At 59.1% G+C, this 17,014-nt stretch carries 12 protein-coding genes; 7 read left to right on the top strand and 5 right to left on the bottom strand.

What is annotated here, in order from left to right:
• Window positions 1-50: 50 nt before the first annotated feature.
• Entirely contained in the window at window positions 51-1,016 is a 966-nt protein-coding gene (locus tag O4H62_RS23565) for an NAD(P)/FAD-dependent oxidoreductase (RefSeq protein ID WP_269391325.1), read from the bottom strand.
• Between the two features lie 122 nt (window positions 1,017-1,138).
• Window positions 1,139-1,909 carry a creatininase family protein gene (locus tag O4H62_RS23570; RefSeq protein WP_269391362.1) on the bottom strand — a complete coding sequence of 257 codons (771 nt, stop codon included), beginning with the start codon at window positions 1,907-1,909 and terminating at the stop codon, window positions 1,139-1,141.
• Between the two features lie 52 nt (window positions 1,910-1,961).
• On the opposite strand from O4H62_RS23570, the gene O4H62_RS23575 reads away from it, so the two are divergent.
• The 3 genes from O4H62_RS23575 (at window position 1,962) to O4H62_RS23585 (ending at window position 4,614) form a co-directional block, all read left to right on the top strand.
• Entirely contained in the window at window positions 1,962-2,534 is a 573-nt protein-coding gene (locus O4H62_RS23575; RefSeq protein ID WP_269391326.1) for a MarR family winged helix-turn-helix transcriptional regulator, read from the top strand.
• A gap of 80 nt (window positions 2,535-2,614) precedes the next feature.
• On the top strand, window positions 2,615-3,643 hold the full coding sequence (locus tag O4H62_RS23580) for a LacI family DNA-binding transcriptional regulator (protein ID WP_269391327.1): 1,029 nt from the start codon (window positions 2,615-2,617) through the stop codon (window positions 3,641-3,643).
• Complete coding sequence (locus tag O4H62_RS23585; protein ID WP_269391328.1) at window positions 3,640-4,614, top strand: 2-hydroxyacid dehydrogenase; 975 nt, start codon at window positions 3,640-3,642, stop codon at window positions 4,612-4,614. The genes O4H62_RS23580 and O4H62_RS23585 overlap by 4 nt, the downstream gene beginning before the upstream one ends.
• A gap of 106 nt (window positions 4,615-4,720) precedes the next feature.
• On the opposite strand, the gene O4H62_RS23590 is transcribed toward O4H62_RS23585, so the two are convergent.
• Window positions 4,721-5,485, bottom strand: coding sequence for a gamma-glutamyl-gamma-aminobutyrate hydrolase family protein (locus O4H62_RS23590; protein WP_269391329.1), 765 nt, complete (start codon window positions 5,483-5,485; stop codon window positions 4,721-4,723).
• Between the two features lie 298 nt (window positions 5,486-5,783).
• Between O4H62_RS23590 and O4H62_RS23595 the strand changes: the two genes are divergently transcribed.
• Complete coding sequence (locus O4H62_RS23595; RefSeq protein ID WP_269391330.1) at window positions 5,784-6,890, top strand: TRAP transporter substrate-binding protein; 1,107 nt, start codon at window positions 5,784-5,786, stop codon at window positions 6,888-6,890.
• Window positions 6,891-7,319: 429 nt separating this feature from the next.
• Here the strand turns inward: O4H62_RS23595 and O4H62_RS23600 are convergent, their stop codons facing one another.
• Entirely contained in the window at window positions 7,320-9,146 is a 1,827-nt protein-coding gene (locus tag O4H62_RS23600; RefSeq protein ID WP_269391331.1) for a TRAP transporter large permease, read from the bottom strand.
• Complete coding sequence (locus O4H62_RS23605; protein WP_269391332.1) at window positions 9,139-9,723, bottom strand: TRAP transporter small permease subunit; 585 nt, start codon at window positions 9,721-9,723, stop codon at window positions 9,139-9,141. The genes O4H62_RS23600 and O4H62_RS23605 overlap by 8 nt, the downstream gene beginning before the upstream one ends.
• Before the next feature lie 231 nt (window positions 9,724-9,954).
• On the opposite strand from O4H62_RS23605, the gene O4H62_RS23610 reads away from it, so the two are divergent.
• The 3 genes from O4H62_RS23610 to O4H62_RS23620 all read left to right on the top strand — a co-directional run bounded on the left by O4H62_RS23610 (window position 9,955) and on the right by O4H62_RS23620 (window position 16,907).
• Window positions 9,955-10,725, top strand: a complete 771-nt coding sequence (locus tag O4H62_RS23610) for an SDR family NAD(P)-dependent oxidoreductase (protein ID WP_331284484.1) — start codon at window positions 9,955-9,957, stop codon at window positions 10,723-10,725.
• Between the two features lie 213 nt (window positions 10,726-10,938).
• Window positions 10,939-14,421, top strand: a complete 3,483-nt coding sequence (locus O4H62_RS23615) for an indolepyruvate ferredoxin oxidoreductase family protein (RefSeq protein WP_269391334.1) — start codon at window positions 10,939-10,941, stop codon at window positions 14,419-14,421.
• Window positions 14,422-14,579: 158 nt separating this feature from the next.
• A complete protein-coding gene (locus O4H62_RS23620) occupies window positions 14,580-16,907 on the top strand; it encodes a putative bifunctional diguanylate cyclase/phosphodiesterase (RefSeq protein ID WP_269391335.1) in 2,328 nt (775 codons plus the stop codon).
• The last annotated feature ends 107 nt before the right edge of the window (window positions 16,908-17,014 follow it).

A 17,014-nucleotide genomic window follows, 5' to 3' on the forward strand; every position in this document is an offset into this window, starting at 1 on the left:
CAGGAAGGAGTGTTGGACCCCATATAGGCGTTTCGCACGGCTTATGCCACTCACAAGGACATGATGTGCCGGGCCAGAGCCTCTCCGGATTGATGTGCCGCCTCGGCGCGGCCGTCGATGCACCAGTCTCCACAGGCAAACAAGGTGTTCTCGGGGTTGCCGAGAAAGGGCTGATCCAACGGCGTTTCCACCAGGGCATAGAGCCAGCGATGAACCGCGAAGTGCGCCGGATCGGGCAGGCTTCCGCCAAGTCTGGTCTGCTCGCGCATGGCGTTGATCATTGCGGACTTAACTGCTTCGTGTTCGCCTTCCACATGTTCACGGCTCCATTGCGGTGCTGCATGAAGGATAAAGGTTTCGCCGGTTCTTGCGGGTTTTGAGCTGTTGCGCGCAATCAGCGACAGCACGTCGGCTTGCTGGCCGCGGATCAGGTCCGGAATTCCCGCCAGACGGGTGTCGAATGCCAGCATGGCGGACCAGCAAGGGGCCATGGCGACCTTTTTCAATCGCACGAAAGCGGGATCAAGCGGAGTGAGCAGTTCCAGGGCCTGCGGCGCGGGGATCGCCGCGACAAGTCTCGACGTCAAATAGTCCGGCCCGGGTTCCGAGCGGTAATCGGTGTGGACCAGGAACTTTTGGCCCTGCTTCACAATCCCGGTCACCCTGGTGTCGTATTGAATGCCGAGATCACGGGCCATGGCCTGGCCAATTTCGGACATTCCTGGCTTGCCTACCCACCAGGGCCGGGCGCTGTCCTTCCCATCCGGGTTCCAGGGAGCCAGTTTTCCGTTTTGCGAAAGATCGTTGAGCAATGCCGTGAATCCAGCGGTGCGGCTGGTCAGGTACTGAGCCCCGTGATCGAAACCGCCGAAATCGCTGCGGCGGGTTGAGAGGCGGCCGCCCGGAGACTTGGATTTTTCGAGGAGCAGGACCTTGTTGCCCAGGGTGGAAAGCTCCCGTGCCAGCGTCAGTCCCGCCAAGCCGGCGCCAATCACAAGGATGTCGGTTTCGATCATGCTCAATGCTCCGTACTTTCCGAGCCGTAAAGCGGCGTTATCCGGCAACCAGAGAGCGCCTGCGCAATTCAAACCATGGGCGAGGCCGTCTCGGCAATCGAACAGCCTGCACCTCAGCAGCCTTAGTTGAACTCGTCAACGTCGAACGCGGCCATGTCGGCGAGCAATTCCGCCAGCCCGTTCACTGCATGCGCAAGCAATGCCTCACCTTTCTGCGCGGTTGCCCTGCTGGCCTTGCCTGCCGCGCCTTGCGGATTGAGATCGGACATCTTCCACCCGAACGCGTGCGGGCCATAGGCGCGCAAATGCTTGAAACGTCTGGCGTAGTCCGCCTGACGGGATGGGAAATCCTGAACAGCGTCGAGGCGCACGATATCAGGGCGGATGGCCAGCATCACCGAGGTCTCGATGTCGCCGGCATGGATGTCGTAGGCCTTGTCTTCGGGGGCGACGATGTGGGCCGGAATGCCAAACCGGGTCCAGCTTGTCGCGACCACCAGCATGTTGAACCGGACCCGCGCCTCGGTGGCGACAATGGTCAGCAGCGGGGAGTTGCCGCCATGCGCATTGAGCAGCATCAGCCGCCGAACGCCGCGCGCAGCGCAGTCCCCGGCAATACCGGTCCAGCGGTTGACCGCTTCATCAAAGCCAAGCGTTCGCGTACCTGACACATCCATGTGCTCGATAGAATAGCCGATTGATTCGACCGGCAGGAGTTCGGGCTTGATTGCGGCGGGGGCTGCGTCGCAAAGCCGCTCGGCCACCTGTTGAGCAATCATTGAATCGGTCTCGAACGGCAGGTGCGGACCATGCTGCTCATGAGCACCCAGAGGGAGTATCGCAATCGGTACGGGTTGTGGGGGCATAGGGTGGTTATTCCGATCAGGCATCATTAGTGTCTGAACCGTAGGGTGATGGAAACAAGGCCGCAAGAAGGAGCTGTCCATGTCCGCCAAAAAGAAGAACAGGAGCCAGAAGCCGAAAAAGGGCGACCACGCCGAAGCGCTGTCGATGATCACCCAGGTGGCGCGCAATGCACGGACCGCGCTATCCCGTCACCTGCTGGATCTGGGGCTCTATGCCGGACAGGATGGCGTCATGCTGGCGCTCGATGCCAGGGACGGCCAGACTCCAGGCGCCATCGCCGTTTCGCTCGGAGTGAAGGCGCCGACAATCACCAAGACCATAGGCCGCCTTGCCGCTCAGGGCTTTCTGCGGCGTGAAGGCTCGCCCGACGACGGCCGGATGATGCTGGTGTTTCTGACCGAAGCGGGGTGGGATCAGATCAAGTCAATTAGGAAATCCCAGCGAAAGACCGAGAAGGCGGCCTTCGCCGGCCTCAAGAAGAAGGAAGTTGCGGAACTTCTCAGGCTTCTTACGGCTGTGGATGCGAATATCTCGGATACGCTGCGACCGGCCGCCGTTTCGGCTTCCGACTCCGCCGAGGCCGCCGATGCAGAGGTGCCATTGACCGAAGAGCCGTCGGCTGACGGAAATGCAGGAGAGGACGCTGCCTGATTGCCAGTCCGGTTTAAACCTTTTAGATTTGTTTAATTGTTTGAATCGGAGCGGTGTGCTCCGTCAAGGGGAACCGGAATTTGGCGCAGAAGATCAAGCTTTCAACGATTGCAGAGGCCCTTGGGCTTTCGACCGCGACCGTTTCTCTCGCATTGCGCGACAGTCCACTGGTTGCGGATGTGACGCGAGACCGCATCAAGGAAAAGGCCATCGAGCTCGGTTATATCTACAACCGGCGCGCGGCCTCGCTCAGAACGTCGCGGTCGGGCATCATCGGGGTGGTCGTGCATGACATCATGAACCCGTTCTATGCCGAAATTCTCAAGGCCATCGAGACGGAACTCGATAGAAGCCGGCAGACCTTCATTCTCTCCAACCACTATGATTCGGTCGACAAGCAGCGCAACTTCATCGAGACGCTGCTGCAGCTGGGCGGGGACGGCGTGATCATGTCGCCGGCGATCGGTACGCCAGCGTCCGATATCAGGCTGGCCGAGGACAACGGCATGCCGGCGATCCTGATTGCCCGCTCGGTGCCGGAAATTGATGTGCCCACCTTCCGCGGCGACGATGCTTACGGAACCGCGCTTGCGACCAATCATCTGATCAGCCTCGGGCACACCCGCATCGCCATGATCGGCGGTACGGATCACACCTCGACTGGCCGTGACCGCTATGCGGGATACGCCAATGCGTTGAAAAAGGCCGGCATCGAGGTGGATTCGCAACTGCGGATACCCGGGCCGCGAACCAAGCAGAGCGGCTTTGAAGCGGCGGTGAATTTTCTCGCCAATCCCTTGAAGCCGACTGCAGCGGTCTGCTGGAACGATCTGGTCGCCATCGGGTTGATGAACGGCATTGCACGTGCGGGGCTTGTGCCCGGAAAGGATATCTCTGTGACTGGTTATGACGATCTCGAGGAAGCGGCCATCGCCACGCCGGCGCTGACCACTGTCTGGAATGGACAATCGGAAGTGGGCCGTTTTGCTGCGCGGGCTCTGCTCGACAAGCTCAACGGGTCAAGCGAGGCCGACGGACTTCACCTGATAAAACCGGAAATGCGGATCCGGCAATCCACCTCGCCACTCAATCCAGGAGCAGGCCGATGAACACTTCACGTCCAACCGTTCTTCTTGCCGGCAAGGTCCATCCCCGGGTCAGGCAGCGGGTCGAGGCCGAATTCGAAGCCATTTCGATCGACGCCGCGAACCCTGCGCTTCTGGACGAGGATGCCCGCGCACGGATCCGCGGCCTGGCGGCCGCAACGGCGATTTCAGCGGATTTCATCGATTCATTGCCGAACCTGGAAGTGATTGCAAATTTTGGTGTGGGCTACGACGCCGTTGACGCGGCTCATGCAGCAACACGCCAGGTGATGGTGACGAACACACCCGATGTGCTTTCGGAGGAAGTCGCGGATACCACCGTCGGATTGCTGCTCAACACAGTGCGCGAACTTCCGAAAGCCGAGGCTTACCTTCGTGCCGGCAAATGGGAAAGCAACGGAGCTTACCCGCTGACATCCCTGAGCCTGAGGGGCCGGACTGTGGGTATCTTCGGGCTGGGACGGATCGGTCTTGCGATCGCACGGCGGCTGGAAGCATTCGGTTTGCCGATCCACTATCACACGCGGAACAAGCGGCAGGATGTGGCCTATCCCTGGCACCCGCGCCTTATCGATCTGGCATCCGCGGTCGACACGCTGGTCGTGATTGTCCCGGGCGGTGCGGCGACCGAAGGAGTGGTGAACGCCGAGGTTCTGGATGCGCTCGGCCCGCAGGGCGTGCTGATCAGCGTCGGGCGCGGTTCCACGATTGACGAACCGGCGCTGATCGCGGCGCTAACGGACCGCAGGATCGCCGCGGCCGGGCTTGATGTGTTTGCCCATGAGCCGCATGTACCGCAGGCGCTGATGGACCTGCCGAACGCCTGCCTGCTGCCGCATGTGGCATCGGCCTCCGTGTCCACGCGCAACGCGATGGCGGATCTGGTCGTGGACAACCTGGAAGCCTGGCTGGCTGGCCGGCCGGCGCTTACTGCGGTTCCCGAATGCGCTGGTTTTGACCGGGACGCGTCCTGACGGGCCGGTTGCAGGCGCTCGGGTATGAATTGACCATAGAGGCTTGTCGTTACTTCATCCGGCTTCCACTTCAGAAATGTTGTGGAAGCCGGTGAAGCATCTTGCCTCACTCGGCGGCTGCCGCCGGAAGAGCGTGGCGGGCACGGACCGCATCGCCGAAGGCCGCGAAAATCTTGTCGGAGATCTCGTCGCTGCCGACCCAGTATTCAGGGTGCCACTGCACGCCAATGGCAAAGCCGGGTGCGCCGATAACGCTGACAGCCTCGATGGTTCCGTCTTCGGCCACCGCTTCCACCGCCAGCCGGGGCGCCAGTTCCGAAATGGCCTGGCGGTGAAGCGAATTCACTTTCACCTCACCATGCCCGACGATGGATGCGAGACAACTTCCTTCCCTGACCTGGATTGTATGGCGGATGGCAAACGCCACGTCCCTGTCTTCGGTTTGGGGCTTGCGATGGTCCATCCGCCCCGGAAGCTCCTGGATCTCGGTTGCAAGCGAGCCGCCGAGCGCGACGTTGAGCTCCTGGATACCGCGGCAGATGGCCAACAACGGGATGCCGCGTTCAATGGCCCGGCGGATGAGCGGCAGGCTGAGCTGGTCACGAGCGGGATCAAAAGGGCCGTGATGTTCGGTCTCCTCTTCTCCATAGTTGGATGGATGGACATTTGACCGTGACCCGCTGATCAGCACACCGTCGACGCGGTCCAGCACCATGTCGACATCCGTTCCTTCCGTCAGTGCGGGCACAACAAGCGGCAGGACATTCGATCCTTTCACCGCAGCCATGATGTACTGGTCAGGGGCTGCGTGCCAAGTGTATCCTTCGAATTCGCGGATATCTGCCGGTATTGCGACTAGTCCACTGTGCATCGCCCAATTCCCTTGATTTTCCCAGCCGCATTCCCGCGACGCCAAGTCAGCGGTTTTTGCGGTTCGCGGCATTTTTGTCAATTCCGCCGACTTCCGATTGAGGCATGAAAATTATGATTATTTTTACTCGAATTTGCTGGGTCTGCAACTGGCAAGAAAAATTGACCATTGTGGCTGAAATCGCCCTCTTTCGCTTGAAAGGCCTGCCGCAACATGGTTAGGTCAGATGCATGTCGCTGGGGTGCAAATGGTAAACTAATCCCTTGCCTCGCGGCGTTACTTCAACTGGGAGGTTTTTATGGATCGTCGTTCCTTTATCAAAAAGGCTGGGGTAGCCGGCGCAGGCGCTGCAGCCGCAACAACCCTGGCCGCTCCGGCCATTGCACAGACAATGCCGAAAGTCACATGGCGTTGCTCTTCGGGTTTCCCGAAGGCGCTCGACACCATCTATGGCGCCGCCGAAGTGTTCGCGCAGGCCGTTTCCGAGGCCACTGACGGCAATTTCGAAATCCAGGTCTACGGCGCTGGCGAAATCGTTGGCGCACTTGAAGGCGCTGACGCGGTTCGCGACGGAACCATCGAAGTGGCTCACACCGCCTCGTACTACTTCTTCGGCAAGGACCCGACCTGGGCATTCGGAACCGGCGTTCCGTTCGGCCTCAACCAGCGCATGACCAATGGCTGGCTCTATGAAGGCGGCGGGCTTGAACTGCTCAACGAATTCTATGCCGGCAACAACATGATTGCATTCCCGGCCGGCAACACCGGCGCCCAGATGGGCGGTTGGTTCCGCAAGGAAATCAACACCGTGGCCGACATGCAGGGTCTGAAGTTTCGCATCGGCGGCTTCGGCGGCCGGATCATCCAGGAAGTTGGCGTCGTGCCGCAGAACATTCCTGGCGGCGACATCTATGCCGCGCTTGAAAAGGGCACCATTGATGCGGCCGAGTTTGTCGGTCCTTACGATGACTCCAAGCTGGGCTTCAACAAGGTTGCTCCTTACTACTACTATCCCGGCTGGTGGGAAGGCGGCGTGACGCTGATGAACCTGATCAACCTGGACAAGTGGAACGAACTGCCGAGCGCCTACAAGGGCGTTGTCAAGTCGGCTTCCGCTCTCGCCAACAGCGTGATGATGGCGCGTTACGACACGCTCAATCCCCCGGCTCTGAAGAAGCTTGTGTCGGAAGGCACCAAGCTGCGCCCCTACAGCCTCGAGATCCTGGAAGCCTGCTTTGCCGCAGCCAACAAGGTCTATGCCGAGATCGGCGCCGAGAACGCCATGTTCAAGAAGATCCATGACAGCTACATGGGATATCGCGGCGACGGCTACCTCTGGTTCCAGCTGTCCGAGTACAACATGGACACCTTCATGATGATCCAGCAGCGCGGCGGCAAGCTCTAAGCGACCCCGTTCCACGCAAAGCCTTCAAGGCCCCGGAACTGAAAGGTTCCGGGGCTTTTTTGCGGGCGGACGTTTCCGGTCGGTGCGGACGTCTACGGAGGAGCGTCTTACCTAAGCTTCGGAAACCTCAATCCGAATCCAATCGGTTTGCCGAAAATGCGGCATTGCCTGGGACATGCCTGGTAAGCGTTGGCGCCGGACCAGACCATGCCATCCGGAATACGCGATCGGTGAGACAGCGGGAGGGAGGCTTCACTCGCCGCCAAATACGATGGCTTTACCATCCGGTGGCGTCGGTCACGGCCCATGAAAAAACCCGGCGGAAGGGCCGCCGGGTCTGGTGTTACAGGAAAGGGTTCAGGACGGGCTCAAACCGCCCTACAGCGCCGCGCATCCAATTGAGCGCGACACGCCCCTAGCACCTGTCACTTAATCGAACTTGGGGAGCCCGGATGCACCGCCCGGAGCAGGCAAGCCGGTCGGAGCGGGCAGGGCACTGCCTTCGGTCGGTTCCGCAGGGGCTCCGAAGCTCGGCATGGCCGGCATGCCATTGCCGGGTTCTCCAAGACCCGGTGCGCCAGGAAGGGTGAGGCCGCCATCGAGGCTCAGGCCCGAGCCGGGCAGACCAAATCCGCCGCCGCCGATGTTGTTGATCTCCTGGTTGATGTCGCCCTGATCCATGATCACCGGATCGGTCTTGTAGTGCGTTACAAGACCCGGGAAGGCGATCAGAATACCGAGCATGACGATCTGGATGATGATAAAGGGCAGAGTTCCGGTGTAGATCGATTTGGTCGAAATTGGCTCGATCATGCGATCCGTCGTTTCATCATGCCAGGCTTTGATCGGCGCTACCGATCGCAGGTAAAACAGGGCAAATCCAAAGGGCGGGGTCAGGAAGCTGGCCTGCAGGTTGAATCCGAGCAGCACGCCAAACCAGATCAAATCGATACCCAGCTTCTCGGCAACCGGCGCCAGCAACGGCACCATGATGAAGGCGATCTCGAAGAAATCGAGGAAGCAGCCCAGGATGAAGACGACGACCGAGACGGTGATCAGGAACCCGGTCTCTCCGCCGGGCAGGGCCAGCAGAAGCTCTTCCACCCAGCGGTCACCGGAGATGCCGTAGAACGTGAGCGCGAAAACGCGCGCGCCGATCAGGATGAACATCACGAAGGTCGCAAGCTTGGCAGTGGAATCGAGTGCCTGGAGAAGCGTCTTCCTGTCGAGCCGGCCTTTCATGATCGACATGATCAGTGCGCCGGTGGCTCCCATCGCGCCGCCTTCGGTCGGTGTCGCGATGCCGAGGAAGATCGTTCCGAGAACCAGAAAGATCAGCGCAAGCGGCGGGATCAGAACGATCACGACCTGCTCGGCCATCTTGGATAGGTATCCCAGATTCCTAGCGCGATTGAGCAGGGCAAAGGCATAGGGGATGATCGTGGCAACCAAGGCGGACCAGACCACCCGCGTTTCATAGCGCAACTCATCAAAGACAAAGAGATCGCAGATGAAGAACAGCGCGATTGCCAGGCCGATGATGATGTAGAGCGAGGCGCCGCCATTGCCGAGCGGACGCGCCTCGGGCGGCAGGGCAGGCACCCATTGCGGCTTGATCAGGGTAATGGCGAAAATGTAGGCGCAATACATGCCGACGATGATCATCGCTGGGAAAAAGGCGCCGACATACATGTCGCCAACCGACCGGCCAAGCTGGTCGGCCATGACGATGAGGACGAGAGAGGGCGGAATGATCTGCGCCAGCGTACCAGATGCCGCTATCGTGCCTGCCGCGAGGCCCGGATGGTAATTGTAGCGCATCATGATCGGCAGCGAGATCAGGCCCATGGCGATGACGGAGGCCGCCACGACACCCGTGGTGGCCGCAAGCAGTGCGCCTACGATGACAACGGCAAAGGCAAGGCCGCCGCGGAGGGTTCCGAAGAGCTGGCCAATGGTGTCAAGCAGGTCTTCGGCCATGCGCGAGCGTTCCAGGATCAGCCCCATGAAGGTGAAGAACGGAATCGCCAGTAGCGTGTCGTTGCGCATGACGTCGAAGACGCGGTTCATGTTCGCCTGTGCCAGGGGCCAGAACAGCCGGATTTCCGGAGAGATATGGCTGAGTTCAACGCCAACGACAAAGAAGTACATGCCGCCGGCGGCAAGGGTGAAGGCAACCGGGTAGCCGATCAGCAGCATCGCCATGACGGTGATGAACATGATCGGTGCAAGATTGTGGGCAATGAGATCAAGCATTGTTGCCACCCTTCATTTCAGCGGCAGCCTCGACCTGCGGTGGCATGGAATGATCATGGCCGGCCTCTTCTTCAAGCAGACCCCGGATAATGGCGATGCGCTTGATGATTTCGGAGACAGCCTGCGCTGTCAGCAGGATGAAGCCGAGAAGGATGCTTGCCTTGGCCGGCCAGATGATAAGTCCACCGGCGTTGCTCGACATTTCGCCGGACTGGAACGAGCGCCAGAAGAACGGCCAGGCCAGATAGGTCATCATCAGGCAGAACGGAAGCAGGAACAGGAAGTGGCCAAACAGGTCGATCCAGTCACGCGTTCGCTTGGAAAGATTGCCGGCCAGCACGTCAATGCGGACATGTTCGTTCTTGCGCAGCGTGTAGCCTGCGGCGAGCATGAAAACCGCGCCGAACAGGTACCACTGGACCTCCAGCCAGGCATTCGACGACATGTCGAACACTTTGCGGATTGTGGCATTTCCGGCGCTGATCAGCACGGCAGCCAGCACCAGCCAGGACACATTGCGTCCGACAAACTCATTGACCCGGTCGATAAACCGGCTCAATGCCAAAAGACTACCCATATTGCCCTCCTGGCCATTTCACCTCCGTTTCCAAGGAGTGTGATCAACCGTCGTTCCCGTTTTGCACCATCCATATCATTTGCATGATGTTGCGCCAGCCCATATCAGGAAAAAGGCATCTAGCGCAACGAGTGGTGCATTTTTTTTACCAGTCAGCCGACTTGCTGATGGTGGCGTTAGCCCGTGACTGCGGCTATACCCCTTGTTCCACATAGTAAAAAGAGGTCGATGGTGCGGGCAAACGAGCTGTTTGATGTTTCGAACGAAATTGTGCTGGTTACCGGCGGCGGGACCGGAATGGGGCTCGCCATGGCCAAGTCCCTCGCTGCCAACGGCGCGAAACTGGTCCTCGCAGGCAATGATCCAGACAGCCTGCAAGCAGGCGTGAACACGATTGCGGCATTGGGCGGTCAAGCCATTTCCGTGGCGATGGACGTGCGTCAGGACGACATGATCCGCACGGCTTTTGACAGCATCGAGGCCACGCTCGGGCCGGTCAGCGTACTGATAAACAATGCGGGCATCGCGCATCGCGACAAAGCGACCCACCTGACGCGCGAGACGTTTCGCAATGTCATGGCCGTCAACGTGGAAGGCGCGTTCATGGTGGCGCAGGAGGTCGCCCGGCGCATGGTTCGCGATGGACGCGGCGGATCGATCATCAACATCTCAAGCGTTTTGTCTGAAATGGCGCAGCGCCAGGTGTCAGCCTATGGCGCATCCAAGGCTGCGGTCAGCCAGATGACGCGTTGTCTGGCACTCGAATGGGCCAAGCATGGAATCAGGGTCAATGAAATCCGGCCAGGCTGGTTTCAAACCGATCTGACGGCACCCTTTCTCAAGGGGGCGGGAGCCGGTGTCATGGCCGGCCAGAATCCGACAGGGCGCCTTGGCGACATGCATGATCTGGATGGTATCGTGCTGCTGCTTGCGTCCAAGGCGAGCGCTTACATGACCGGCAGCTCGATCACGGTTGATGGCGGCCATTCGATCGGACGCTGAATCGGTCGTGCTGCGCCTTGCCGGCGACAGATAGTTACGTTTCATGCTGGTTACCAACCATCTGATTGCGCAGTCAGGTATGAGATATGAAATCTATTGACCGGCGCTCCGACTGGCCCAAGTATCATGGCAAGGACCACGGATTGGGAGAGCGTCCGTGGTCGATTCCGGATCAGTTCCGATCCGGACCGGGATGGTTTGAGGAGACCGCAAATGACAGCGCATGATGTTTCGCTCGACGACAAATTTGACCTGTCCAAGGACCGGATTTTCGTCACCGGATCACAAGCTGTCGTTCGTTTGCTGATGATGCAACAGGAGCGGGACCGTCTGGCCGGCCTCAACACCGCGGGTTTTGTGTCCGGCTATCGAGGGTCGCCACTGGGTGGTCTCGACCAGCAGATCATGCGCGCTCAAAGGCCTCTGTCGAAACACAACATCGTTTTTCAGCCGGGGCTGAATGAAGAACTGGCTGCAACCGCCTGCTGGGGCACGCAGCAATCGGGCCTGGACGGAACCGGCAAATATGATGGCGTGTTTGCGCTCTGGTATGGCAAGGGACCGGGCGTGGACCGTTCGGGCGACGTTTTCCGTCACGCCAATCTGGCTGGATCGTCCCGTCACGGTGGCGTGCTGGCGCTGATGGGGGACGACCACACGGCGGAAAGCTCGACCAACGCCCATCAGACCGAGTTCAACTTCATCGACACGATGATCCCGATTCTCAATCCGGCGGGCGTGCAGGAAATGATTGATTACGGGCTGCATGGGTTTGCCTTGTCACGTTTCGCGGGAACGTGGGCGGCCCTCAAATGCGTCAAGGACAATGTCGAGTCCACCGCGTCGGTCGAGGCGGGGCTCGGTCGCCTCAAGATCATCCTGCCGGAGTTCACGATGCCGCCAGGCGGGCTCAATATCCGGGCCAATGACCTTGATTTCCTCGGCCAGGAAATGCGGCTGCACGAATTCAAGCGCGATGCCGCAAGTGCCTATATCCGGGCAAACGGACTTAACCGGATCATTTACTCGGGTGGCGCCAACGCCAGGATCGGCATTCTGACGGTCGGCAAGAACTATCTGGATGTGCGCCAGGCTCTCGATGATCTTGGAATCGATGAAACACGCGCCAACCAGATCGGCGTCCGGCTTTACAAGGTTGCCTGTCCCTGGCCCTTCGACCTGGCTGACATGACCGAATTTGTCGATGGCCTCGATATGGTCATCGTGGTCGAGGAAAAGCGGTCGCTGCTGGAAAGCCAGTTGCGGGAGGCACTTTACGGAACCGCGCGCCAGCCGGTGGTGGTTGGAAAACGCGATGAACGCGGCGATTGGCTGTTCCCGGTCAAGGGCGCTCTCGATCCCAACGACATCGCGGTTGCGGTCGGAGAGCGTATCCTCAAGGTCGTCGGCTACGCGGAGGACATTGATGCCAGGGTCAAACGCATCCGCCAGTTCCAGAGTATGCTGGCAAGCGTGTCGGACGTCGCATCGCGGACGCCGTATTTCTGTTCCGGTTGTCCGCACAATACATCGACCAAGGTTCCGGAAGGATCGGTTGCGGCGGCAGGTATCGGCTGCCATTTCATGTCGTTGTGGATGGACCGGGACACGACCGGTTTTACCCAGATGGGTGGCGAGGGTGCGCAGTGGGTGGGGCAGGCGCCCTTCACGACGCGCAATCACATCTTCCAGAACCTGGGGGACGGGACCTACAACCATTCCGGTGTGCTGGCTTTGCGCTTCGCTATCGCCTCGGGCGCCAACATCACCTACAAGATCCTCTACAACGATGCCGTGGCAATGACTGGCGGACAGACCCATGAAGGCGGACTGACAGCCGATGCCATCGCCCGGCAGGTCCGGGCCGAAGGGGTCGATCGGATTGCGCTCGTCAGCGACGATCCGGACCGGTATCCCGCCGATATTCAATGGCCTTCGTCCATGAGCATTCATCACCGTTCGGAGATGGATGCGGTGCAGCGCGAGTTGCGGGAGGTGCCGGGTGTGACGGTTCTGATCTATGATCAGACCTGTGCGGCCGAAAAGCGCCGCCGCCGGAAGCGCGGCACCTATCCGGATCCGGACAAGCGCGTCTTCATCAACGAACTGGTTTGCGAAGGCTGCGGCGATTGCGGCATCAAATCGAACTGCGTGTCGATCCAGCCCGTCGAAACCGAGTTCGGACGCAAGCGCAAGATCGACCAGTCCGGCTGCAACAAGGATTTCTCGTGCATTGAAGGGTTCTGCCCGTCCTTCGTCACCGTTCATGGCGGGCGGATTCGCAAGGCGGACTCCACGGTGCTCAAATCGGCACCCGATCCGCTGGAAGGCCTGCCGGATCCGGTGGTTGCCCCGCTGGGCCAGGGATGGGCCTCGATCATTGATGGTGTCGGTGGAACCGGCGTGGTTACGATCGGCGCCATTCTTGGCATGGCGGCGCATCTTGAGGGCAAGGGTTGCGGGATGATCGACATGGCGGGCCTTGCGCAAAAGGGCGGCGCCGTGTTTTCGCATGTCCGCATTGCCAAAAAGCCCGAGGACATCCACGCAATCCGGATTTCGGCCGGCAAGGCCGATCTGGTGCTCGGGTGTGATCTGGTGGTTTCGGGTTCGCGCAAGGTCCTGACCTCGGTGCGTGAAGGTGAAACGGCGTTTCTGGTCAACACCAGCGAAGTCATGCCGGGCGATTTCACCCGCAATGCGGATTTCTCGCTGCCGACCGAACGGTTGAAGCGGGCGATCGTCAAGGCGGCCGGGGCTGAGCAGACCAGTTTCTTCAATGCCACGCTTGCTGCAACCCGCCTGTTCGGCAATGCGATTGCGGCCAACATGTTCATGCTGGGAATGGCATCGCAAAAGGGCGCATTGCCACTGACGCCTGGATCAGTCGAGGAAGCCATCCGGCTCAATGGCCAGTCGGTAGCCATGAACATCGCCGCGTTCCGGTGGGGCAGAAAGGCGGCACACGATCCTCAGTCGGTGCAGTCGCTTGTTTCAGATCAGCTCGTCGAGTCGGACGCAGCCGTCGAGGAAACGGTTGCCGAGATCATCGACCGGCGCGCTGAATTTCTGCAGGGGTACCAGAACAAGGCTTGGGCAACCAAATACCGCGAAACCTTGCAGCCGCTTGTTGAAGCCGAAGAACTGACGTCTGGCGCAGCCGGTACTGTATCTGCGGCGGCTGCCCGATCGCTGTTCAAATTGATGGCCATCAAGGACGAGTATGAAGTGGCGCGGCTCTACAGCGATGGCAGCTTCAAGCGGCAACTCGGCAAGCAGTTTGAAAGCTATGACAGGCTGGAATACCATATGGCGCCGCCGGTACTGGGCCGGAAAGACAGCAAGGGACATCCTGTAAAGTCTTCATTCGGCCGCGGAATGGCGGCGCTGTTTCCTGTGCTTTCGGCGCTCAAGGTTCTGCGCGGCACGCCACTTGACGTGTTCGGTTACAGTGCCGAACGGCGCTGGGAGCGTGAGATCTTGTCAGGTTTCATCGGGGAATTGCGGCAAATGACCGATGTTTTGCGTAAAGACAACGTTGATCAGATTGCGGATTTTCTGTCTTACCCCATGAAAATCAAAGGTTACGGTCATGTAAAAAAGCGCAAGTATGAAGTTGTTTTTTCTGAGAAAGAGAATATTAAGAATTCAATTCTTGCTGGATCTCCAGATTTTGCCGCAATTGCCGCGGAATAAGGATTGCTCGCAATTCACTTATATCTAATTTTTAACTTGTTAAGCTAAAACAGGGAATCGGCAATTCGTTGAGATTGTTGCTCAAAATCGACGCGGGATAAATGTGTTCTTAATCTCCCCCTGATAGGTTGCTGTCTCAGATTCACGGATTTGTGTTCATGCAGCCGGCAGACAACACATCATTTGCAGACGAAGTGCGTCTGTCGTTTGTCGCCTCGCTTTATCAGAAGCGAGGTACGCTGGCTGCTGGCATGGTGGCGCATCTTGTTACGACCATGACAATCTATCTGCGCATTGACGATCCGTTCTATCTCTATGCCGCTCTGGCCCTTTTCATTACCTGGTTCGCGCGTACGCTCGATATGCTGAGCTTCGACCGGCAGGACAAGTCCACTTTCAAGCTGGCCGATACCCTGCGGTGGGAGAAGCGCTATGTGGCAGGTTCACTGGTTGCCGCCTTCATTCTGGGAACCGTCTGCGGCCATGCGCTGGTTGTCGCCCAGGATCCTTTTGCGGAACTTGCTGCGATCTCTGTCACGATTGCCACCATGATCTCCGTGGTCGGGCGCAATTTCGGCTCGAAACTGAATGTCGACATGATCATTCTCGCGGCCTGCCTGCCGATGATGGCCGGCTTTTTCATGGCCCGCGATCCGTTCATGATTGTTCTCGCGGTGCTGCTTCTGCCGTTGTTCCTGACGACGCGTTCGATGGCAAATGGTGTTCGCGACTTCCTGTTCAACTCTGTCACCGCGGAGCGAAAGACCGCTGAAATTGCCGAAAGGTTCGATACTGCGCTCAACAACATGTCGCATGGGCTTTTCATGCTGGATGGTGAAGGGCGGATCGAGGTTGCCAACCGGAAGGCGCGGGAATTTTTCAGCATCGACAAGAACACCGATCTGACCGGCCGCGCCTTGAAGGCGGCTTTGCGGCTTGGAACGCGAAACGGCGTGATCGCCAAGGAAAACCTTGGGCAGATCAGCCAGCATCTCGATAGCCTGGTCAGCGGACGCGATGATCGCGCGCTTGTGCGTTTTGACAAGAACACCTGGCTCGAGTTCAGCGCCCGATATCGCGGTGAAAAAGGCGTGGTGCTGATATTTGAAGATGTGTCTGAGCGTATCCAGTCCGAGAAACGCATCCTGCACATGGCGCGTTTTGACAACCTGACCAACTTGCCCAACAGGTCGTGGTTCAAGGAAGTCGTGGGCATCAAGATCGCCAGCGCCAAGCCCGATCAGCAACTGGCACTTGCCGTTCTCGACATCGATGACTTCAAGCATGTCAATGACTCGATGGGCCACGTGAATGGCGACAAGCTGCTGAATGCGATTGCCAACAGGCTGCGTTCGCTGTCGCGACAGAAATTCGTTGTCTCGCGCTTCGGCGGTGATGAATTCGTTCTGTTCTTGCCGGAAGTAAACGGCCTTGATGATCTTCACGCAACCATGGACCACGTGATCGACACGTTGCGCGGCACCTATATCATTGATGGCCATAAACTGTTCATCAGCCTGTCGGGCGGGGTCGTGATGGCGCCGGTTGCCGGTGTTCAGGTAGAGGAAATGCACATCCAGGCAGATCTTGCCCTTTACGAAGCCAAACGCCGCGACAAGAACCGCTGGACCCTGTTTGAAGATTCGATGGATCAGCGCTACTCCGCACGGCAAGGTATGAAGGCTGCCCTCCGTGAGGCGATCAGGACCGGGGCGATGGACCTGTTCTACCAGCCGATGTTCAATCCTCAAGGCACCCGGATTGTCGGCGCTGAAGCCCTGTCGCGCTGGATCCATCCGGAATTGGGTCCGGTATCGCCGGCGGTCTATATTCCTCTTGCCGAGGAGATGGGGATCATCAGCGAGCTGACGCGATGCGTCATTGATCGCGCGGTCCAGGACTCGGTCAACTGGCCAGGCAACCTGCAGGTCTCGGTCAACCTTTCGGCCCACGACCTCAATGATCGTGGAATTATCTCGGTTATCGCCGACGCGCTCGACCGCGCCAACCTGGCGCCCGGCCGATTGCAGCTGGAGATAACCGAAAGCGGTCTCATGAACGATCTGAAGACCGCCCGGGAGATCCTGACGGAACTCCGCTCGATGGGCATGTCGATCGCTATCGACGACTTCGGCACAGGTTATTCCAGCCTGAGCTATCTCGACATGCTGCCGCTGAACAAGGTCAAGATCGACCGATCCTTTGTCCGGGACCTGACCAAGGATCCGAAGAAGCTGAAGCTGCTGCGCGGTGTTGTCCATCTGGCACGGGAGCTTGGGCTTGAAGTGGTTGTCGAGGGGGTCGAGACCGAAGACCAGCTGAAGATGATCAGCGAGAACAATTGCGCCGATATCATCCAGGGTTACATTTTTGGCACGCCCATGCCCCACGGCTCGTTCATCGAGCTGGCAAACAAGCTGTCGAGCAACCCGCGGAAGCTGACCGTGGTGGGCCAATCCGACCCGAAGCGCCAGTTGGGCAACTGATCCGCGGCGGATTCCGTCGGCTGGCTTGTCCAAACAATCCCGAAACCTGGTCGTCAATTCTTCCCGGCACTTTCTTATAGAGCCATTGTTTTTCTGTCTGAATTTCG

The organism is Parahoeflea alexandrii (genome assembly GCF_027214025.1).
Lineage (GTDB): Bacteria > Pseudomonadota > Alphaproteobacteria > Rhizobiales > Rhizobiaceae > Hoeflea > Hoeflea alexandrii_A.